This window comes from Bradyrhizobium sp. IAR9 (assembly GCF_013408065.1).
Taxonomy (GTDB): domain Bacteria; phylum Pseudomonadota; class Alphaproteobacteria; order Rhizobiales; family Xanthobacteraceae; genus Bradyrhizobium.
In genome coordinates this window covers 1-20,281 of sequence record NZ_JACBZW010000004.1, presented here as the reverse complement: position 1 = coordinate 20,281, position 20,281 = coordinate 1, and the positions used below count along the sequence as shown (strand labels likewise).

The following is a 20,281-nucleotide window of genomic DNA, read 5'->3' as shown; positions in this document are numbered from 1 at the left end:
GCACCGCTTGATAGTGAGCTGGCGATGCGGACAACGCGCTTCTCTGAATAACCCGGCGGAGCGGACACGCTGCGACCTTGACTGCTCCCAGCCCGACAGCCGACATTCTGAGGCCAGAAACAGAAGGCAGCTAAGGGGCCAGAAGCGGAAGCCGAGAACTCACTCGACCGTCCTGTCGGCACGAGAGAGTAGCATCGGCGGCATTTCGACACCTAGCATTTTGGCTGTCTTGAGATTGATGACCAGTTCGAACTTTGTCGGCTGCTCAACAGGCACCTCGGCTACCTTTGCGCCTCGCAATAGTCTTGCGACCTGACGCGCGCATTGGTGGAAAACCGCGCTGAGGCGGGGACCGTATCCCATCAGTCCGCCTTCTTCCGCCTGCTCGGGCCACTGCAGAATGGCGGGCAGGCGGCGGAGGGCCAGCCGATCGCGGATCAGGTACTGGAATTTCGATGCCAAGATCGGCGAGGCCAGCAGGTTGACGGCCCCGATCTCTTCGACCTTCAAAGCGTCAATCACACGGATGAGATCTTCCTCGGATCGTGCGGCAAACGGAACGATCTCGACGCCGAGCCTCTTGGCGGCGCTTTCGAGAGTACTCATGTTTGGTATCGGCAGGCGGTCCGCGAGAGCGGCTATTCGCCGGATAGCTGGCAGTGCTTCATGCAGCAGCTCCAATCGCTTGGCGTCGAGCTGAAACGCAAAGATGGCAACACCAGTGGTGTTACCTTCGGGATGCGGCATCGAGGCGACAAGCTTGCTGCCAAGCAAGTCGTCCGCGATCACCACGATTGGAATACGCTGCGTTGCTTTCTGTGCTGCGTGCCCTGCTTCGGCCCCGACTGCCATCAGCACATGTGGACTTGCCTCGACCAGTTCAATGGCCACACTGGCATAAGACGCGGCAGCCACCCTTTCGCCACGGCTGTCGATCTCAAGGTTTTTGCCCCTGACAAAGCCGGCTCTGCCCAGTTCATCGAAGAAGCTGAGCGGTACCGGCCCCAATGCCGCAACGCGGTACCGCTGGCCAGCCCGCTGTGCGCGGGCTTTGAGCGGCAATGCCGCAGCGCCAGCAATCAGCGTGACGAACTCGCGCCGCTTCATGTGGATCCCGGGAGCATTTGACCGGGTCTCAGTCTAGCACATTGGAGGCGAGGAGTGGCGTCGGCTTCGGGTCAAAAGGCGACGATCCCCGTAGGTGGACCGCGTGTCCGCTTTGCTTTCGGAAGCAGGTATCGCGGGCTCCCAGTCCCCTCAGTTCAGGCCGTGTGGCCCTGCCAGCAGGCCCAGCACGATTCCGAACAATTCGTTCTGCGAGGAGATGCCGAGCCGCTGATAGGCGCGCTTGCGGTAGGTCAGGGTCGAATGCAGGCTGATGCCGAGTCCTTGCGAGATCGCTTCGGAGCTGAAGCCAAGCAGGATGCGGCGGCAGACCTCCTGCTCTCGCGGTGTCAGGTTCGAGAGTGGCGCGCGCGTCGCGAACAATGTGGCGAGGTTCTGATCAGGAGTCGCGGCATGCTGGAAATGACGTGCGACGCTGGCGCCGATCGCGGGCGCGATCGCCTGGAGCCGCTCGCGTTGCGCGGCGCTGAAGCGACCCTGGGTCGTGATGCGATAGAAGTTGACGTAAAAGCAGGTGTCGCCGGTCCAGATCGCGGTCGCGCATTTGTCGACGATGCCGGAATCGTGGAAGAAGATCTTGCGGTAGCGCGCGCCGTACATGCGGGGCGCGAAGCTCGGCAGCATGATCGGCCCAGCGCCCTCGCCTTCGAACAGCGCATCACGGTTGGGATCGGATTCGTGGAACTGGCCGGCATAGGCGGCGCCGAGATCGCCGCCGATCGGGATATTGCCGGCATCGAGCAGGCAGGTCGCGGCACCGGCACGGCTCAGCGCGAACACCATGCAATGGCCGACATCGGCGTGGCGGCGCAGCGTGTCGATGAGGACTTTGGGGAAATCGGAGCGGCCGATGGCGAGCACCGCGGGCGTGATGTCACTAACCGCTGGAGTTGTGGCCGTTCCGTCGGGCCGCATTGGTTTCCTCCGTCTGACGCTGTTTTGCGGAAGGATAGCAGCAACGATCGGGCGCCGAAAGCCGGCAACGCCTGTGATGCGCTGCAGAGCCGGGGCCCATGCCGGATGCAGAGTCCTTACCCCGCCGCCTTCGCTGGCGCCACGTTGACCGCAAGCTTGCCGTAGCGGTCCGTAAACGCCTCGGTGTCGATCTCCTCCAGCTTGATCTCGCCGCTCATGACGCCCCGCTTCCAGGCCGCCTGCGCCGGGTCGTTCTGGAACTCCGGCATCACCTCGCGGCCGAACAGCTCCAGCGATTCGCAGATGTGCTCGTGGCTGTTTTTGCCGGCCTGGTTGAGCAGGATGACCTGGTCGATATGCGAGGACTGAAAGCGCTTCAGCTTCCTGCGGATCGTCTCGGGCGAGCCGATCAGGCCGCCGCGCAAGGCCGCCTCCTGCGCCTCCGGATTGTCGCGCTTCCACTTGTTGTACTCGTCCCACATGTTGACGGTGTAGGGCGCGGGCCGCTGGCGGTTCTGCGAGGCACCGTAGAAGCGCAGCGCGAACTGGAAGAAGGTGGCGCCGTCGGCGCGGGCGCGCGCCTCCTCATCCGTTTTGGCGCACATGAAGAACGAGACCAGCGCCATGTTCGGGTTGATCTGGTAGTCCGCCAGTTTATGCAGCCGCTTGGTCATGGCGTTGTAATAGGCGTGCACCCAGGCATGCGCGGCATCCGCACTGACGAACTGGAAACCGAGCGCGCCAAAACCATGGCGGCCGGCACGCTCGATGGTCGGCAGCTGCGAGCACGCCATCCACAGCGGCGGATGCGGCTTCTGCACCGGCTTTGGCACGACATTGCGCAGGGGAATGTCGAAATACTTGCCGTGATGTTCGCTGCCCGCGTCCTTGAACATCGGGAAGATCGCCTGCACGGCTTCTTCAAAGACCTCCTTCTTGGTCTCCATGTCGCGGCCGAACGGCGTGAGCTCGGTGATGGACGCGCTCTCGCCCATACCGAACTCGCAGCGCCCGTTCGAGAGCAGATCGAGCACCGCGACACGCTCGGCAACGCGCGCCGGGTGATTGGTGGTGAGCTGCAGGATGCCGTGGCCAAGCCGGATGTTCTTCGTGCGCTGGCTGGCCGCGGCGAGAAAGGATTCCGGCGAGGGCGAGTGCGAATATTCCTCGAGGAAGTGATGCTCGACCACCCAGGCATGGTCGTAACCGAGCTTGTCGGCGAGTTCCATCTGCGAGAGGGCATTCTGGTAGAGCCGGAGCTCGTCGCCGGCCACCCAGGGCCGCGGCAGTTGCAGCTCGTAGAAGATGCCGAACTTCATGGCGTCGCTCTCCCGCTCTATTGTTGTTAAGCTCATCTTAAGGTGTGAGGCGGAGCTGTCTACGGAGCAGCAATTCCGCCGCGCGGGAGACTGATCCCGAGCCTGGCATGGCGACGCATACCCGCCTCGGCGCCGCCGCTGCGACATCCGCGCAAGTCGACAGGTTGATCCAGATCAACGCCACCACGGCCCGATTGCAGCAAAAGGGCTGCAAGGCAACGGCCCGGATGCCGTCCCGCTTCCCATACCATCCCGAAGAGACCGAATATGTCGGCCCCTGACGACACGACTTCGCGCGTGCGCCGCAAGCGCATGGAGATTTTCGCTTTCCTGTTCCTGACCGCGATCGTGATGCCCGTCCTCGCGGTCGGAACAGTCGGCTCCTATGGGCTCGGCGTCTGGATCTACCAGATGTTTGCTGGCCCTCCCGGCCCGCCGCCCTCCCCGCATTGATCTCCTCCAAGCGAAAGACCGGCATCATGGCCCAAGCTTCACTCAACCGCCGCGCATTGATCACCGGCCGCGTGCTCAGCACCGACCGCATCGTGCCGCCACCGGGCGCCGAAATCGCCAGCATCATCGTGCAGGCGCGCCCCGAGCGCCTCGCCGAACTCGAAGCTGAGATCACCGCCCTGCCCGGCTGCGAGATCCATGGCCGCGACCCACGCGGCAAACTCGTCGTCGTGACCGAAGCGCCCGATGCCGGCAGCCTCGGCACCCTGCTCAACACCATCCAGTCGCTGCAACACGTCTATTCCGCGGCGCTGGTCTTCCACGCCATCGAAACCGCCTGAGTCAGGAAGAGCCATCATGACATCGCCAAAGCTCGACCGCCGCCAGATGCTGAAGCTCGAGGCCGCCGCGATTGCGGCCGCCGCAGCAGGCATGCCGGCTCCGGCGCTCGCCGCCAATCTCATCACCGAGCGCGACAACAGCGAAATGAAATGGGACAAGGCCGCCTGCCGCTTCTGCGGCACCGGCTGCTCGGTGATGGTCGCGACCAAGGACAATCGCGTCGTCGCCACCCACGGCGACATCAAGGCCGAGGTCAACCGCGGCCTCAACTGCGTCAAGGGCTACTTCCTCTCCAAGATCATGTACGGCCATGACCGCCTGACCCAGCCGATGCTGCGCAAGACGGGCGGCAAATACGACAAGAACGGCGAGTTCACGCCCGTGTCCTGGACCGAAGCCTTCGACATCATGGAGGTGAAGTGGAAGGAGGCGATCAAGAAGCGCGGCCCCAACGGCGTCGCCATGTTCGGCTCCGGCCAGTGGACGATCTGGGAAGGCTATGCAGCCTCGAAGCTGTTCAAGGCCGGCTTCCGCACCAACAACATCGATCCCAATGCGCGGCACTGCATGGCTTCCGCCGTCGCCGGGATGATGCGCACTTTCGGCATCGACGAGCCGCCCGGCTGCTACGACGACATCGAGGCGACCGACGCCTTCGTGCTGTGGGGCTCCAACATGGCGGAGATGCACCCCATCCTGTGGACGCGCCTCGCCGACCGCCGGCTGTCCGCGCCGCATGTCCGCGTCGCCGTACTCTCGACCTTCGAGCACCGCTCGTTCGACCTCGCCGACATCGGCATGGTGTTCAAGCCGCAGACCGACCTCTACATCCTCAACGCCATCGCCAACCACATCATCAAGACCGGCCGGGTCAACAAGGACTTCGTCGCCGCGCATACGATTTTCAGGCGGGGGCAGACCGATATCGGCTACGGTTTGAGGCCGGAGCATCCGCTTCAGAAAAAGGCAACGGGTGCAGCGAAGGCCAACGACTCCACCGACATGAGCTATGACGAGTACGTCAAGTTCGTGTCGGAATACACGCTGGAAAAGGCAGCCGAGATGTCCGGCGTGCCGCTGAACCGGCTGGAGGCGCTCGCCGAGCTCTACGCCGATCCCAAGACCAAAGTGGTCTCGTTCTGGACCATGGGCTTCAACCAGCACACCCGCGGCGTCTGGTGCAACAACCTCGTCTACAACATCCATCTTCTGACCGGAAAGATCTCCTCGCCCGGCAACAGCCCGTTCTCGCTGACCGGCCAGCCCTCGGCCTGCGGCACCGCGCGCGAGGTCGGCACCTTCTCGCACCGGCTGCCGGCCGACATGGTCGTGACCAACAAGGCGCATCGCGACCACGCCGAGCACATCTGGCAGCTGCCCGAAGGCACCATTCCCGACAAGAACGGCGCGCACGCCGTGCTGCAAAGCCGGATGCTGAAGGACGGCCTGATCAACGCCTATTGGGTGCAGGTCAACAACAACCTCCAGGCCGGCCCCAACGCCAACGAGGAGACCTATCCCGGCTTCCGCAACCCCGACAATTTCATCGTGGTCTCGGATGCCTATCCGTCGGTGACGGCACTGGCCGCCGATCTGATCCTGCCGACCGCGATGTGGGTGGAGAAGGAAGGCGCCTACGGCAATGCCGAGCGGCGCACCCAGTTCTGGCACCAGCTCGTCCCCGCGCCCGGCGAGTCGAAATCCGATCTCTGGCAGCTCATGGAGTTCTCCAAGCGCTTCAAGATCGAGGAGGTCTGGCCCGAGGAGCTGATCGCCAAGAAGCCCGAGGTTCGCGGCAAGACGCTGTTCGACGTGCTCTACAAGAACGGCCAGGTCGACAAATTCCCCGTGACCGACATCGAGCCGGGCTATCTCAACGACGAGTCCAAGGCCTTCGGCTTCTATGTGCACAAAGGCCTGTTCGAGGAATACGCCCAGTTCGGCCGCGGACATGGCCATGACCTCGCGCCGTTCGACACCTATCACCGCGAGCGCGGCCTGCGCTGGCCCGTCGTCAACGGCCAGGAGACGAAGTGGCGTTTCCGCGAGGGCAGTGATCCCTACGTCAAGCGGGGCACCGACGTGCAGTTCTACGGCTATCCCGACGGCAAGGCGCGCATCTTCGCGCTACCCTACGAGCCGCCGGCGGAATCGCCCGACAACGAATATCCCTACTGGCTCTCGACCGGCCGCGTGCTGGAGCACTGGCATTCCGGCACCATGACGCGCCGCGTGCCCGAGCTGTACAAGGCCTTCCCCGAAGCCGTGTGCTTCATGCATCCGGACGACGCGGCGGATGCCAAGCTCCGTCGCGGGGACGAGGTGAAGGTGGTCTCCCGCCGCGGCTTCATCCGCGCCCGGATCGAAACGCGCGGTCGCGACCGGCCGCCGAAGGGCCTCGTCTTCGTGCCGTGGTTCGACGAGTCCAAGCTGATCAACAAGGTGACTCTGGACGCGACCGATCCGATTTCGCTGCAGACCGACTTCAAGAAATGCGCCGTGCGCATCGAGCGGGTGAGCCTGTCATGATGAAACGATCTGCAATCGCCTTGCTCGCCTTCGCGATCACCGCGGCCTCGAGCTCGCTGACCGCACAGACCGTCACCTCAGGCCTGCGCGGTCCGGCCCCACTCAATGACGAGGGCCCGGCGCCGCCGATGCTGCCGAACCGCAACACGTCCGAGAAGGAGGTGCGCAATTATCCGGAGCAGCCGCCGGTCATCCCGCACACGATCGACGGCTATCAGATCGACCTCAACGGCAACAAATGCCTGTCCTGCCATGCGCGGGCACGCACGGCGGAATCGCAGGCGCCGATGGTCTCGATCACGCATTTCATGGACCGCGACGGCCAGTTCCTCGCCTCGATCTCGCCGCGGCGCTTCTTCTGCACGGAATGCCACGTGCCGCAGAACACCGCCAATCCGCCCGTGAGCAACGACTTCGTCGACATCGACACGCTGCTCTCGCGTGCAAGCCCGGGTGGCCGCCGATGACGACGACTGCTGACGAGCCCAATGCAGAGCTGAAAACCAAGCGCGGCTTCATCGCGCGAAGCTGGGACTTTGCGCTGGAGCTCTGGCGTGTGCTGACCCGGCCGAGCTCGGTGTTCGCGCTCGGCACGCTGGTGCTCGCGGGCTTCGTCGCCGGCGTTATCTTCTGGGGCGGCTTCAACACCGCGCTGGAATTGACCAACACCGAAAAATTCTGCACCGGCTGCCACGAGATGAAGGACAACGTCTACGCCGAGCTGAAATCCACCATCCACTTCAGCAATCGCTCCGGCGTGCGCGCGACCTGCCCGGATTGCCACGTCCCGCACAACTGGACCGACAAGATCGCGCGCAAGATGCAGGCCTCTAAGGAGGTCTGGGGCAAGATTTTTGGCACGATCGACACCCGCGAGAAATTCCAGGATCATCGCCTCGAGCTCGCCGCGCACGAATGGGCGCGCTTCAAGGCCAACGATTCACTGGAATGCCGCAACTGCCATAGTGCCGATTCCATGGACATCACCAAGCAGTCGCCGCGGGCCTCGGTGGCGCACCAGCGCTTCCTTTTCACGAAGGAAAAGACCTGCATCGACTGCCACAAGGGCATCGCCCACCAGCTGCCCGACATGCGCGGCGTTCCCGGCTGGCAGTAGGACCAAAAGGCAACCGGCTTCGCCCCGCTTGAACCGGCGGGGCGAATGGTTAGTTTTGGGGGATGGCGAATCGCCTCGTTTCGCCCTTCCTCAAGACAGATATGGCCAGTTTCACACCGCATCAGGATGCCGCTCTCAAGGCCGTCGGCGACTGGCTGAAGGCCAGGCCGGGCCGCAATGGCACGCCGCCGATCTTCCGCCTGTTCGGCTTTGCCGGCACCGGCAAGACGACCCTGGCCCGGCACATCGCCGAAGGCGTCGACGGCGAGGTGAAATTCGCGGCCTTCACCGGCAAGGCCGCCCTCGTCATGCGCAACAAGGGTTGCGACGACGCCTCCACCATCCACTCCCTGATCTACCGCGCCCGCGAATCCGGCGAGGAGCAGCCGAGCTTCGAATTGTGGGACGACGCGCCGGCCTCGAAGGCGAAGCTGATCGTGATCGACGAATGCTCGATGGTCGACGCCGAATTGGGCCGCGACCTGATGTCGTTCGACTGCCCACTGCTCGTGCTCGGGGATCCCGCGCAGCTGCCGCCGATCCAGGGCGGCGGCTTCTTCACCAACACCGAGCCCGACGCGATGCTGACCGAGGTGCACCGCCAGGCGCAGGACGATCCGATCGTGCGGATGTCGATGGACGTGCGCGAGGGACGCGAGCTCGACATCGGCCGCTACGGCGAGAGCGAGGTGGTCTCGCGCAAGGAGCTCGATCCCGATCGCGTGATGGGCGCCGATCAGGTGCTGGTCGGCCGCAACAACACGCGGCGCGCATACAACATGCGGGTGCGGCAGCGCCAGAACATCGAGGACGTCTTCCCGGTCGCGGGCGACAAGCTGGTATGCCTGCGCAACAACCGCAAGAAGGGCCTGTTCAACGGCGGGCTGTGGCGCGTGAAGTCGCGCAACACCTCGCGCTCGAAATCGCGCATCCTTTCGATGCGGCTGTCACCGGACGAGGATTTCGGCCACAAGGTGACCAAGGTCTCGGTGCGCGCCGATTGCTTCGAGGGCGGCGTCGAGCAGATCGCCTGGGAGCAGCGCAAGCCCTATGACGAGTTCGATTACGGCTACGTGCTCACCGTGCACAAGTCGCAGGGCTCGCAATGGGACGACGTCGTGCTGTTCGACGAGAGCTTTGCGTTTCAGGACTCGCGGGCGCGGTGGCTGTATACGGGGATTACGCGCGCAGCGAAACGGCTGAGCATCGTCGTCTGAAACTCCGCTCCCGTAGGGTGGGCAAAGGCGCGTAGCGCCGTGCCCACGATCTCCCTCCATAAGCAACAAGGCGTGGGCCGCTTCCGCCTTCGCTCTTCGAGCTACGGCGGACAAGTCGCTTTGCCCACCCTACGGCACGGAGAATGGGGCGCCGGAATCGCGCCCCTTACTTCCCCGCCACAAAGTAAAAATCCTCCCGTCCCGGCGGTGACCCATATGTGAATGGCTGCTGCTCGTGCTTCGTCGCAGCCCAGACGTCGTCGCGGATGATGTCGAACAGTTTTCGGATCTCGATGCGCGGCTGCCTGATCTCGCGGGCCAGCGCGGTGGCAAACGGGCTGTTGGCGCTGCCGTCGCCGTCCATCGCGGTCTCGCCGTGCTTGGCGGCGTAGACCACCATGAAGCCGGCGCCGGGCTCGATGTTGGAAAAGCCCTTGTCGACCAGCTTCAGCGACAGCGTGCGCTGCATGCTCGGCGCGAACGGATTGTCGCGGCAGGCATCCAGAACCACGAGGCGCATTTTCCGCGCGGCACCGACCGCGGCGATCACCTGCTCGAGGGCGACCGCCTGGGTCTCGGCGTCCTTGTCGGCGGCGAGCTTGGCGTCGACGGGAACGAGATAGTTCACCCCGCCGATCTCGAAGCCGTGGCCGGCGTAATAGACTACGGCCCAGTCGGCCTTCTCCGCTTCCTCCGCAAAGGCCTTCAGCGCGTCAAAGAACTTGTCGCGGGTGAGGTCATTGACGGAAATCACGCTCTGGAAGCCGACGTCGCGCAGCACGCTCGCGATCAGTTTGGAATCGCGCGGCGGATTGGGCAACGCATGGACGTTCTTGTAGGAGCCGTTGCCGATCACCAGCGCCACGCGGCGCCCGGTTGCTCCGGCCGGCGCCTGCAGCGTCAGCGCGGCGAGCCGCTCCTGCGCGACGGCACGGGCGCGAGCGACGTCGGGCTCGTCGAACTTCGTCAACGAATACGCGGCCGCGCGGTAATCGGCGCGCGCCTGCGCGAGATCTTTCTTCCGCTCGTAGATCTGGCCGCGGCCGGAATGCGCGCGGATGTTGTTCGGATTGATCTGGATGGCCGTGTTGTAGTCCTTCAGCGCGGCGTCGAGGTCGCCCTTCATCATGCTGACGTCGGCGCGGTTGTTGATCGCGAACACGTTTTTCGGCTGCCGCTCGATCAGGCCGTTGCAGTCGGCAAGGGCCTGCGCGTACTTGCCCATCAGGCCGTAAGTGATGCAGCGGTTGCTGGCGATCTGCGGCGCGGCCGGGTCGATCTTCTCGGCCTCCGCGAAATCGGCGATCGCGCCGTCGAAATCCTTCATCAGCGTCCGCGCGCGGGCGCGATTGGTCCAGCCGAGCAGGAATTTCGGCGTGTATTTGATCGACAGGCTGAAATCGTCGAGCGCACTCTGCAACGCGCCGCGGCGCGCGTGGATGACGCCCCGATTGTTGTAGGGGACACCGTAAGTGGGGCGCTTCTGGAGGGCGAGGTTGTAGTCCGCCATGGCGAGGTCATCCTGGCCCTTGCGCTCATAGGCGAGGCCGCGCAGGTTGAGGGCGATGACGTAATCAGGATCGAGATCGATCGCGATGGACAGGGTCTCGATCGCGCGGTCGTAGTCGCGCTTGCTGATCAGCGTATTGCCGCGCACGGAGAGCGCGATGGCCTTGTCCTTGCCGGTGAGCTTGTCGGCCTTCAGCAGATTGTCGCAGGCGCTCGCACGGGCCTGGGCCTCCGCCTGGCGGTCACGGCAGAGGGGGAGATCGTCGGCCTGCGGGTCGGCCGCCGCGCTGAACAGGCCGGCGGTCAGGATGACGAGGCTCAGGGAAACGACGCGCAGCATGGGTCAGGCCTGCTCCAGCCGGATTCTTCTTAAGTCGATCATCGATCGCACCGGTTCATCTAGCGCGGAGTTCCCGGTCTCGCCAAGCCGCCGGCGCCCTTCTATCCCGCGCGGCTCGTTTCACAGACTCGTGTCCGTCCCGCCGTAACAACCGGCGGCCGCGTCCGTACCTCGGATGGTGCGAAAACGCAGCCGGGCAACTGTTCGTCCGGCCCCGACCGCCCTAGACTGTCAGACCTTCCGAAAGAGGATCCGCCATGCGCAGACCTGCCCTCGCCTCCCTGCTCGCCGCAACCACCGCCCTTTCGCTAACCTTCGCACTGGCCTTTGCCGCGCCGTCTCAGGCCGCGGAGGACGCGGTCGTGATCCCCGCCCCGGCCATGGATGCGGCACCTGCGAGCGGGATCCAGACCGCCGTGATCGCCGGCGGCTGCTTCTGGGGCGTCCAAGGCGTCTTCCAGCACACCGCGGGCGTCGTCAACGCGGTCTCCGGCTATGCCGGCGGTACCAAGGCGACCGCCGACTACCAGACGGTCTCGAGCGGCCGGACTGGCCATGCCGAGGCGGTCGAGATCAAATACGACCCGAAGAAGATCTCCTACGGAAAGATCCTCCAGATCTATTTCTCGGTGGCGCACGACCCGACCCAGCTCAACCGCCAGGGCCCCGACGTCGGCACGCAATATCGCTCGGCCGTCTTCACCACCTCCGAAGAGCAGAAGAAGGTGGTGGAGGCCTATATCGCCCAACTCAACGGCGCCAAGGTGTTCAGCAAGCCGATCGTGACCAAGGTCGGCGCGCTGGAGGCGTTCTACCCGGCGGAGGCCTACCACCAGGACTATCTGACGCTGCACCCGAACCAGCCCTACATCGCCTATAACGACCTGCCCAAGGTCGAGAACCTGAAAAAGCTGTTCGCGGATAACTACATTGAAAAGCCGACGCTGGTGAGCGCCAGCAAGGCCACCAACTGATCGCGAGATCATCTCAAGAACGGGAGACCCATGCCCGACACTAAAATGAAAACCACGGACGACAAGGTCATCAAGAGCGAAGAGCAGTGGCGGCGCGAATTGTCGCCGATGCAGTACGCGGTGCTGCGCGAGAAGGCGACCGAGCGTCCCTTCTCGGGCGAGTATGAGCACGACCACCGCGCCGGCACCTATGTCTGCGCCGGCTGCGGCAATGTGCTGTTCGAATCCGAGGCCAAGTTCGATTCGGGCTGCGGCTGGCCGAGCTTCACCCAGCCGGCCGTCGAGAGCCATGTCGACGAGGAGCGGGACGTCAGCCACGGCATGATCCGCACCGAGGTGCTCTGCTCCAAATGCAGCGGCCATCTCGGCCACGTCTTCCCCGACGGCCCCGGGCCGACCGGCCTGCGCTACTGCATCAACTCGGCCGCGCTGAAGCTGGAGCCCAAATAACGTTGCCCGCGGTCGGGTTCCTTCATGGAACCCGACCGCGCGATGTGCTTTTCTTCTCTGGCGGTGCGGCCGATCATCGCATTTGGCGGCCGCCAGGGGAGGATGCCATGTCAGTCGGGACCGTCCTGATCATCCTGGTGATCATCTATCTGCTCGGCGGCCTGTCCGGCCGCGTCGGCGGCTACGGCTATGGCATGGGCCATTCCGGCATGGGCATCGGAGGCGTCGTCTTGGTCGTGCTCGTCGTCCTGCTGCTTCTTGGCAAATTGTAAGCCATATAAGCCATTGAAATAATTCAGCTAATTTCATCCGCGGAGCTGCCATGCGCGGATTCATCATCTCCCATCGCAGGGGTCGCATTTTTGTCAAAACGGCCTATATTAGTGGGCGAAAATGGCATGTGCGGCGGGCCCGCTCGATTGCGGCCCCTGCCCTCCCAAACCCCACGCGCTTAAAGCCCCAGAGAGATCACGAGGTCTTTGACCATGCGTCCACTGCGTCCGTTCAACTTCAACACGTCTGCCGAACTCTTCCCCGCCGCGATCCGCAAGAAGAAGCGCGCAGGCTTCACCTATCGCCGGTTCGGCACCGCGGCCGAAGCCGTGCAGTTCGCGATGGAGCAATTGCCGACGGATTCGCTGAACGGCGCCTATCTCCAGGTCGAGGAAGCGCGTTTCGACCAGAACGGCATCCGCTCGCTCTATGAGAGCGAAGCCTTCCCGTTGCCCCGCCGTCCCAAGCCGGCGCCGGCCGAGACCGACGCCGCCGACGCGGCATAAGTTTTTTCGCTGAGCCTTACGATGTGCGCAGAAAGCGCGATGGCCAAAAGGCTGTTGCGCTTTTTGCGTTTTTACTCCCTCTCCCCGTTCTTACGGGGAGAGGCGAAGAGGGGAAGCTTCAGATCCGTGGCTGCTTGTCGAGCCAGCGGCGCAAGAGGCGCACGTTGCGCATGTTGGCGCGGAACATGACGTCGAAAGCGTCGCCCGCGAACGGGACCAGGCCGACCACGCCGTCGAGCGCGACATTGCCGAGCATGCGGGTGGTGATGTACCAGGGCGCCCCCAGCGCCCGGGCCTCGCGCACCAGCCACAGCGAGATCGCCGTGGTGATGATGTCGCCGACGACGGGGATCAGGCCGATCAACCCGTCGATGCCGTAGCGTATGTTGGTGCCGGGCAGGATGAAGGCGACGTCGAGCAGCTTTGCGATCGCCTCGATCCGCGCGATCCGCTGCTCGCGCGTCAGATTGCCGAACGGGCTCCCGGCGAACGGATGATCCTTGCCCAGTTCGAAACCGAACTCGCGAAAGCCCTGCTCCAGCGTTTCAGGGCGGATTTCCCGACCATCCTGATCGATGATCGGCCCGCGTGCCTCCGGGCCGGAAGCGGTCGCGCGCGAGCTCCCCGTACGGGATCTGCGTGGAGCAAGGATATCGTCGTCGGACATGGTCATGGCTTTCAGGGAACGCGCTGGGGCGGCAGAGGTTGCTGCGCCGCGCCCGAACGTCGCGCGCTCAGGTCGGCGCCGCCACTGCTTGCGGCTCCTTGATGTATTTATGTACGAGCCAGGACGAAATCACCGCCGGCACGAACCCGACGAGGCCATACAGGATGAACTGCACCGCACCCGAATCCGGCCCGCGCGAGCTGTAGGTGAGCGAGGCCAGCACGAAGGCGAACAGGCCGACCAGGAGCATCCGCAAGCCCGGGCCGATCCGCCTGACATGGGTCAGGATGTCATCGACCGCGCCGATCATCAGCGAGGGCAGGAAGCCGAACAGGTAGCTGTATTGCAGGGTCTTGAAGAACACCGCGAACAGCTTGCCGACCTCGCCGAGACTGGTCTGGGCCCAATAGCCGGACTGATAGGTCGTCGTCAGCAGCAGCAGGAACCCGCCGACGAACGGGCCAACCAGGGCAAACACCAGATAGCGTTTCATCAAACACCCTTTCACTTCGCCGATGTTTATAGCAGCGCCGCGGGAACCTTGAATAGCGGGGCGGGCTCGGCCATTGGGGGAACAAGTGGCAAGGCGACGAGTTCAGACAGGACCTGAATTATCCCTGTCAGATTGGAGCCGCCGATGGCCCGCAAATTTCTCCTGGCGACGATCACGCTGGCAGCCCTGAGTGGCCTGTCGAACGCACCCGCTCTTGCGCAGGGCCACATGGGCTCGCCGCAGGAACAGCAGGCGTGCTCACGCGACGCCTCGCGCTTCTGTCGCAAGGACCTCGGCAATGACGGCGCCGTGCAGGGTTGCTTGCAGGCCAACCGGGCCAAGCTGTCGCGCTCTTGCAGCAAGGTGTTTCAGAGCCACGGCATGTGAGGACCGCGACCATCCCCAGCGAACGGAGGGTGAAGCCATGTTGCGCGACGAACAGCTCTCGATCCTGCGGGACATCAGCCAGTCCGTTGCCTTCGCCGACGACCGCCACGGCAAGATCGGCGAGCTCATCGCCGACGGCTACGTGATGAAGGACGGCGATCTGTTCGAGCTGACCGCCAAGGGCGTCACCGCCGTCGAGGAACACGCCGCCGCGCTCGGCGCGAGCGACGTGGAACAAGCGAGCGCATCCTTTGATCGGATGATCTGATCGCGCGCGCAAGCTTTGTGCGTGACGTCCACGCAACAATTGCAAATTCCTTTGCGCCTGCCATTGCAGCCGCGTGACAATGGCGCATACTTCGCTCGGGCGGCGCAGCACCTTTCGATTCGAACTTCAAGAAATCGAGCGACCACATGCGGGACCAAAGTTCCCGACGTGAAGGCTGTGACATGCGGCAGATCAAGCCACGTGCGGCGCCCCAAAAACCAAGTGGCTCAAGCCCACGGAACTCGGGGACGCATTCTGCATGACACGCTATCAAACCATCGCTTCGCTGCTTAAGACCACCGCTTCGCTCTTCGCCGTCGCAACCACGGCCATCGCACTCCAGACTTCACCCGGTCTCGCCTTCTCATCCGAAGCGCAGCAGATGTGCACGGGTGACGCGATGCGCCTGTGCTCCAGTGAGATCCCCGACATTCCCAGGGTCAGGGCCTGCATGGTGCGGAACAAGGCCCAGGTCAGCCCCGGCTGCCGCGCCGTGATGGACCGCGAAGCCGTGGCATCAGCATCGCGCAAGCGGGAAGCGGCGGCGCAGTAGTCGGGTCGAGTTCGGCTGGATCGTTGAGGCCCGGTTCGCCTCTTCCCGCCGGACAAGGTTCTCGCATGTGACTGTTGGCGGCGGCCGGCGCGCGCGCCTCGTCCTTCGAGACGGCGCTTACGCACCTCCTCAGGATGAGGCTAATTGGCGTCAGTGCCCTTGAAACTGCTGCCTCACACTCCGCCCTCATCCTGAGGAGCCCGCCTAAGCGGGCGTCTCGAAGGATGGCTGCAGGGAAAAGCTCTCAAACGCGATAGCCCTTCCGCAAGCGGGGGAGGTATCCCCCCGGCTCGCATCGACTCAGTCGCAGCTTGAGCCCCTAATCGCCCCACTGGGCGAAGGCGTCGTTGAAGGCGCGCTCACCGGGGGCGCCCTTCTCGATGGCAATGATGGCGCGGCGCTGGTTGGCATAGACCAGCGGCACGTCGAACCACGAGCGCTCCTTCAGGAGCTGGACGTTGCGGGAGCGGTCGGCGTCGACATTGGACAGGCCGACCAGGAAGAAGCCGTCGGTGACCTTGACCGCGAGGCCGGCGAGCGGCGTGCCGCGCGCCTGCTCATTCGACTTCATCAGGATGCCCGGCACGTTGGAGACGCTGCCGCCCGGAAAATCCGGCGGCAGGATGAAGGTCAGCTCCGCGGTGTGGCTCGCCGGCAGCGAGGAATCGGTGTTGCGGCGGAACGACATCGTCATCTTGAACTTGCGGTCGGGGATCTCGATGTCCGCGCGCACGGCGACGTCGGCCTTCTGGTTGCCGGACGCCTTGATCGGCTCGAGCCGCCACACCACCGAGCCGACATATTGCTTGCCCTTCGGATCGGACGGATCCTCGTCATAGAGCACGACCTTCTGCGCCACCGGCGCGACCGGCTGGTCGCTGGCCGAGGGCTGGCCGACGCGATCCGGAATCTTCGGCTTGCTCTGCGGCTGGGACGGATCCTTCGGCGCCTCTACCACCTGGGTCGGCGAGGACTTCAGCAAATTGGTCGCGATCTGGACCAGCTGCTTGCCCCAGAGGATGCCGGCACCGACCAGGATCAGCACGATGCCGACGGCGATCGCACTCTTGAACGGGAAGGTGGAGCGCGTGCGGGCGCGTTTCTTGGCGTCGCGCTCGGGCGCGATGCGCGGACGCGGCGACGGCGGCTGCGGCGCGTAGCGCTCGGCCTCCTCGACCGACTCGTCGTAGGAATAAGGCGCGTCATGCTCGCCGGCGCGGTTTTCCAGGCTCGGCTCGAGCCGGTCGAATTCCGGCGAGGGCGAGGGCACGTTGGCATAGGTGCGGCGCGCGGCGCGGCTGGCCTGTGCGGCAGCGCCGCCGAGATCGTTGGCGTCGGCGGTGATGTCGCGGAAGCCGCGCACGCCCGGTGCCGGCGGCAGCGGCGGCGGAGGTCCGACATCGGGAGGACGGCGCGCACCGGCGCGATCGCGTCCGGCCGCCGGCTCCGGCATCGGTGGCGGGGCGGACGGTCCCGGTTGGCGCGGGGCGTCGAAACGGGGCGCGCGCGGCGGACGCGGGGCCTCGCCTTGGTCATCGACATTGATGGATGGACGGTCGGCGCGCGGCGGCGGCGGCGCCGGACGCGTCCGCGGCGGGGCCGGCGCAGCCGGGCTGCCTTCGGCGGCTCGGGTGCTGGCGCGGCGAAAGGCATCGCCGCTGCTGCCGCCGCGGGCGCCGCCGCCGGGGCGCGAGGCCTCGCGGGCGCGCTGGGCAGCTTCCGATTCGACCTTGCGGACGGCCTCCTCCAGCGACAACCTTTCGCGGGTGATCTCGGATTCGGAGAGCGGCGGCTGCACGCTGCGCAGCTGTGCGATCAACGCCGTGCGCGCCCGCTCATAGAGCGCGCGACGGCTTTCGCCGGGAGCGTTCGGGTCCAGGGCGGCAATAGCGCGGGCGATCAGCGGATAGTAATCAGCCATTTCAACTCAACTATACGCGCGTCCCGGTAAGATATCGTTAAGCCTCAAACGGATTTTGCACCAGGATAGTATCTTCGCGTTCGGGGCTGGTGGAAAGCAGCGCAACCGGGCACCCCACCAATTCCTCGATCCGCCGGACATATTTGATGGCCTGGGCCGGCAGGTCGGCCCAGGACCGCGCATTGGCGGTCGGCTCCTTCCAGCCCTCGATGGTCTCGTAAATCGGCTCGACCCGGGCCTGGGCACCCTCGCCGGCCGGGAAGTGGTCGATCTCCTTGCCGTCGAGCTTGTAGCCGGTGCAGACCTCGATCGTGTCGAAGCCGTCGAGGATGTCGAGCTTGGTCAGCGCCAGGCCGTTGATGCCGCAGGTCCGGACCGCCTGGCGGACCAGCACGGCGTCGAACCAGCCGCAGCGGCGCGGACGGCCGGTGTTGGTGCCGAACTCGCGGCCGCGCTCGCCGATCCGGCGGCCGGTCTCGTTGTCCTGCTCGGTCGGGAACGGGCCCTGGCCGACGCGGGTGGTGTAGGCCTTGCAGAGGCCGAGCACATAGCCGACCGCGCCCGGTCCGAGGCCGGCGCCGGTCGCGGCCTGCGCCGCCACCGTGTTGGACGAGGTGACGTAGGGATAGGTGCCGTGGTCGACGTCGAGCAGCGCGCCCTGCGCGCCTTCGAACAGCATGCGCTTGCCTTCGCGCCGCTTGATGTCGAGCAGCCGCCACACCGTCTCGGCGTAGGGCAGCAGCTCCGGCGCCAGCGCGCTCAACTCCTTCAGGATCACCTTGCCGTCGAATTCGGGCAGGCCGAGGCCGCGGCGCAGCGCGTTGTGGTGGGCAAGCAGCCGGTCGATCTTGTGCGGGAGCGTGTCGAGGTCGGCGAGGTCCATCAGGCGGATGGCGCGGCGGCCGACCTTGTCCTCATAGGCCGGGCCGATGCCGCGGCGGGTGGTGCCGATCGCGGTCGCGGCGCTGGCGGATTCGCGGTGCGCATCGAGCTCGCGGTGCAGCGGCAGGATCAGCGTGACGTTCTCGGCGATACGCAGGTTCTCCGGCGAGACCGCAACGCCCTGCGCCCGCAGCTTGGAGACCTCGTCGAGGAAGGCGGCGGGATCGAACACCACGCCGTTGCCGATCACCGACAGCTTCTGCTCGCGCAGCACGCCCGAGGGCAGCAGCGCGAGCTTGTAGGTCTTGCCGTTGATCACCAGCGTGTGGCCGGCGTTATGACCGCCCTGGAAGCGGACGACGATGTCAGCCTGCTCCGACAACCAGTCGACGATCTTGCCCTTTCCTTCGTCGCCCCACTGGGCGCCGACGACGACAACATTGGCCATTCGCGGGTAATCCTTCGAAGATTTCTCTGTAGGTGGCATGATCCGAACGGAAAATTGGTACCCACTTTTCCGGAATCATGCCTGCGCCCAGCCCAATTCCCGGCCAGAGGCCGTTCGCACGCGAGGCAGCCCAACCGGATAAAGGAAGCAGCCTCTCTAGGCAAGCAAGAACGGGGCATTTTCAGGGCTTCGAGGCCACTCCAAGCCTTTGATATCCCCGGAAAATCCAGAAACCTTCGCGGCGGCGCGCGGGGCTTCGACCAAAGCGTGAGAGGCGCAATCCGCCGCTGCATGGTCGCGATGCATCCGCCCCCCGTTGATGCAGCCCCGATTTCCGTGTCTTTGGACAGCGCCGGGCGATCAGCCGGCCCGGATCCCGCCGGGCTGGAAGCCTCGGCGCATGCGGGGCACGCCAATCCCAATGTCCGCCACCGGCCAGACCACCAGCACGGAGACATCCGGTCACAGCTGGATCGCCAACCAGCCTTATCTGCTGCTCAGCATTACCGCGCTGTGCTGGGCCGGCAACGCCATCGTCGGGCGGCTCGCCGCCGGCCACATCCCGCCGGTCACGCTATCGTTCCTGCGCTGGTTCTTTGCCTTCCTGCTGGTGCTGCCGTTCGCCTGGAAACATCTTGCCCAGGACTGGCCCGCGATCCGCGGCCGACTTGGCCTGATGATCACGCTCTCGGTCACCGGCATCGGCGCCTTCAACACGCTGCAATACTGGGCGCTGGAGCATACCCAGGCACTCAATACGCTGCTGCTGCAGTCGGCCGCGCCGCTGATCGTGGCGCTGTGGTCGCTGGCCATCCTCGGCATCCGCCTCACCGCCGCGCAGGCGTTCGGCGTGCTGCTGTCGATGTGCGGCGTGCTGACCATTCTGCTGCACGGCGATTTCACCACGCTGTCGAACATCGAGTTCAACAAAGGCGACCTCATCTTCATCGTCGCGCTCGTCATCTTCGCGTTGTATTCGGTGCTGACCTTGAAACGGCCGCCGATGCACGGCCTGTCGTTCCTCGCCTTCACCTTCGGGGCCGGCGCAGCCTGTCTCATTCCGTTGGAGATCTGGGAATTGTCCGCGCGGCCCGTGATGAAGCTCGACGGGCCGAACCTCTTGACGCTGTTCTACGTCGCGGTGTTTCCCTCGACGCTGGCCTATCTCTGCTTCAATCGGGGCGTCCGCCTGATCGGCGCCAACCGTGCCGCGCCGTTCTTCCACGTCGTGCCGGTGTTCGGTTCGATCATGGCGATGGCGTTCCTGGGCGAACATCCGCAGGCATTCCACTTCATCGGCTTCGCGCTGGTGCTGTCGGGCGTGTTCGTGGCGTCGCGGAAGCAGGCGACGTAATTTCTTCCTTCCCCCCTTGCGGGAGAAGGTGGCGCGAAGCGCCGGATGAGGGGTTGCATCCGCGCACTCAAATGAGAATTGGACTCGCGGAAAGAGACCCCTCACCCGTCTCGCCGCTTCGCGGCGAGCCACCCTCTCCCACAGGGGGCCTGTTGCGTTATCGGTCTTGGAGGCTGAGGACATGAGGAGAGAGGGGCGCGGTCACGGCAATTGCCAGCGAGGTCTCTAGTGTTCGCCCT

The 20,281-nt window shown here is 64.9% G+C and carries 23 protein-coding genes; 15 read left to right on the top strand and 8 right to left on the bottom strand.

The window, feature by feature from the left end; genetic code table 11:
• Positions 1 to 159: 159 nt before the first annotated feature.
• From GGD67_RS12425 to GGD67_RS12415, 3 genes are all read right to left on the bottom strand, one after another.
• On the bottom strand, positions 160 to 1,107 hold the full coding sequence (locus GGD67_RS12425; RefSeq protein WP_179733088.1) for an ABC transporter substrate-binding protein: 948 nt from the start codon (positions 1,105 to 1,107) through the stop codon (positions 160 to 162).
• Positions 1,108 to 1,257: 150 nt separating this feature from the next.
• Complete coding sequence (locus GGD67_RS12420) at positions 1,258 to 2,040, bottom strand: helix-turn-helix transcriptional regulator (protein WP_179733086.1); 783 nt, start codon at positions 2,038 to 2,040, stop codon at positions 1,258 to 1,260.
• 116 nt (positions 2,041 to 2,156) lie between these two features.
• Positions 2,157 to 3,359 carry an LLM class flavin-dependent oxidoreductase gene (locus tag GGD67_RS12415; RefSeq protein WP_179733085.1) on the bottom strand — a complete coding sequence of 401 codons (1,203 nt, stop codon included), beginning with the start codon at positions 3,357 to 3,359 and terminating at the stop codon, positions 2,157 to 2,159.
• Between the two features lie 107 nt (positions 3,360 to 3,466).
• Between GGD67_RS12415 and GGD67_RS12410 the strand changes: the two genes are divergently transcribed.
• From GGD67_RS12410 to GGD67_RS12380, 7 genes are all read left to right on the top strand, one after another.
• Positions 3,467 to 3,640, top strand: a complete 174-nt coding sequence (locus GGD67_RS12410) for a hypothetical protein (protein ID WP_179733083.1) — start codon at positions 3,467 to 3,469, stop codon at positions 3,638 to 3,640.
• On the top strand, positions 3,627 to 3,812 hold the full coding sequence (gene napE / locus GGD67_RS12405) for a periplasmic nitrate reductase, NapE protein (RefSeq protein WP_018318384.1): 186 nt from the start codon (positions 3,627 to 3,629) through the stop codon (positions 3,810 to 3,812). Before GGD67_RS12410 ends, napE begins: the two co-directional genes overlap by 14 nt.
• Before the next feature lie 26 nt (positions 3,813 to 3,838).
• On the top strand, positions 3,839 to 4,153 hold the full coding sequence (locus tag GGD67_RS12400; protein WP_026202011.1) for a chaperone NapD: 315 nt from the start codon (positions 3,839 to 3,841) through the stop codon (positions 4,151 to 4,153).
• Positions 4,154 to 4,169: 16 nt separating this feature from the next.
• Complete coding sequence (gene napA / locus GGD67_RS12395; RefSeq protein WP_179733081.1) at positions 4,170 to 6,683, top strand: nitrate reductase catalytic subunit NapA; 2,514 nt, start codon at positions 4,170 to 4,172, stop codon at positions 6,681 to 6,683.
• Positions 6,680 to 7,150: a nitrate reductase cytochrome c-type subunit gene (locus GGD67_RS12390; protein WP_179733079.1), complete on the top strand. Its 471-nt coding sequence runs from the start codon at positions 6,680 to 6,682 to the stop codon at positions 7,148 to 7,150. The genes napA and GGD67_RS12390 overlap by 4 nt, the downstream gene beginning before the upstream one ends.
• Positions 7,147 to 7,800, top strand: coding sequence for a NapC/NirT family cytochrome c (locus tag GGD67_RS12385; protein WP_018318380.1), 654 nt, complete (start codon positions 7,147 to 7,149; stop codon positions 7,798 to 7,800). Before GGD67_RS12390 ends, GGD67_RS12385 begins: the two co-directional genes overlap by 4 nt.
• Before the next feature lie 101 nt (positions 7,801 to 7,901).
• The gene (locus GGD67_RS12380) at positions 7,902 to 9,017 is read left to right on the top strand and encodes an ATP-dependent RecD-like DNA helicase (protein WP_026202009.1); all 1,116 of its coding nucleotides are present in this window, start codon (positions 7,902 to 7,904) and stop codon (positions 9,015 to 9,017) included.
• A gap of 166 nt (positions 9,018 to 9,183) precedes the next feature.
• Here GGD67_RS12380 and GGD67_RS12375 read toward each other — a convergent pair whose 3' ends face one another.
• Positions 9,184 to 10,866: a caspase family protein gene (locus GGD67_RS12375; RefSeq protein ID WP_179733077.1), complete on the bottom strand. Its 1,683-nt coding sequence runs from the start codon at positions 10,864 to 10,866 to the stop codon at positions 9,184 to 9,186.
• A 257-nt stretch (positions 10,867 to 11,123) separates the two neighbouring features.
• Here GGD67_RS12375 and msrA point away from each other — a divergent pair, with 257 nt between their 5' ends.
• From msrA to GGD67_RS12355, 4 genes are all read left to right on the top strand, one after another.
• Positions 11,124 to 11,840 (top strand): peptide-methionine (S)-S-oxide reductase MsrA, encoded by a 717-nt coding sequence (gene msrA, locus GGD67_RS12370; RefSeq protein WP_179733075.1) that lies wholly within the window; start codon positions 11,124 to 11,126, stop codon positions 11,838 to 11,840.
• 30 nt (positions 11,841 to 11,870) lie between these two features.
• Positions 11,871 to 12,290: a peptide-methionine (R)-S-oxide reductase MsrB gene (gene msrB / locus GGD67_RS12365; protein ID WP_179733073.1), complete on the top strand. Its 420-nt coding sequence runs from the start codon at positions 11,871 to 11,873 to the stop codon at positions 12,288 to 12,290.
• 107 nt (positions 12,291 to 12,397) lie between these two features.
• Positions 12,398 to 12,562 carry a DUF3309 family protein gene (locus tag GGD67_RS12360; RefSeq protein ID WP_084674830.1) on the top strand — a complete coding sequence of 55 codons (165 nt, stop codon included), beginning with the start codon at positions 12,398 to 12,400 and terminating at the stop codon, positions 12,560 to 12,562.
• Between the two features lie 213 nt (positions 12,563 to 12,775).
• Positions 12,776 to 13,069: a hypothetical protein gene (locus GGD67_RS12355; protein WP_018318374.1), complete on the top strand. Its 294-nt coding sequence runs from the start codon at positions 12,776 to 12,778 to the stop codon at positions 13,067 to 13,069.
• 118 nt (positions 13,070 to 13,187) lie between these two features.
• Here GGD67_RS12355 and GGD67_RS12350 read toward each other — a convergent pair whose 3' ends face one another.
• Together GGD67_RS12350 and GGD67_RS12345 are read right to left on the bottom strand one after the other, a co-directional pair.
• The gene (locus tag GGD67_RS12350; protein ID WP_092260426.1) at positions 13,188 to 13,742 is read right to left on the bottom strand and encodes a DUF4112 domain-containing protein; all 555 of its coding nucleotides are present in this window, start codon (positions 13,740 to 13,742) and stop codon (positions 13,188 to 13,190) included.
• 61 nt (positions 13,743 to 13,803) lie between these two features.
• Positions 13,804 to 14,229, bottom strand: coding sequence for a DUF5413 family protein (locus GGD67_RS12345; protein WP_092260424.1), 426 nt, complete (start codon positions 14,227 to 14,229; stop codon positions 13,804 to 13,806).
• 144 nt (positions 14,230 to 14,373) lie between these two features.
• Between GGD67_RS12345 and GGD67_RS12340 the strand changes: the two genes are divergently transcribed.
• The 3 genes from GGD67_RS12340 (at position 14,374) to GGD67_RS12330 (ending at position 15,437) form a co-directional block, all read left to right on the top strand.
• Positions 14,374 to 14,616: a hypothetical protein gene (locus GGD67_RS12340; protein ID WP_018318371.1), complete on the top strand. Its 243-nt coding sequence runs from the start codon at positions 14,374 to 14,376 to the stop codon at positions 14,614 to 14,616.
• Positions 14,617 to 14,653: 37 nt separating this feature from the next.
• Entirely contained in the window at positions 14,654 to 14,884 is a 231-nt protein-coding gene (locus GGD67_RS12335; RefSeq protein ID WP_026202008.1) for a hypothetical protein, read from the top strand.
• 259 nt (positions 14,885 to 15,143) lie between these two features.
• Complete coding sequence (locus GGD67_RS12330) at positions 15,144 to 15,437, top strand: hypothetical protein (RefSeq protein WP_179733070.1); 294 nt, start codon at positions 15,144 to 15,146, stop codon at positions 15,435 to 15,437.
• Positions 15,438 to 15,756: 319 nt separating this feature from the next.
• Here GGD67_RS12330 and GGD67_RS12325 read toward each other — a convergent pair whose 3' ends face one another.
• Together GGD67_RS12325 and GGD67_RS12320 are read right to left on the bottom strand one after the other, a co-directional pair.
• Positions 15,757 to 17,358, bottom strand: a complete 1,602-nt coding sequence (locus GGD67_RS12325; RefSeq protein WP_179733069.1) for a hypothetical protein — start codon at positions 17,356 to 17,358, stop codon at positions 15,757 to 15,759.
• Between the two features lie 37 nt (positions 17,359 to 17,395).
• Positions 17,396 to 18,688, bottom strand: a complete 1,293-nt coding sequence (locus GGD67_RS12320; RefSeq protein ID WP_018318369.1) for an adenylosuccinate synthase — start codon at positions 18,686 to 18,688, stop codon at positions 17,396 to 17,398.
• A 421-nt stretch (positions 18,689 to 19,109) separates the two neighbouring features.
• Between GGD67_RS12320 and GGD67_RS12315 the strand changes: the two genes are divergently transcribed.
• A complete protein-coding gene (locus GGD67_RS12315; protein ID WP_179733067.1) occupies positions 19,110 to 20,042 on the top strand; it encodes a DMT family transporter in 933 nt (310 codons plus the stop codon).
• Positions 20,043 to 20,281 lie beyond the last annotated feature (239 nt).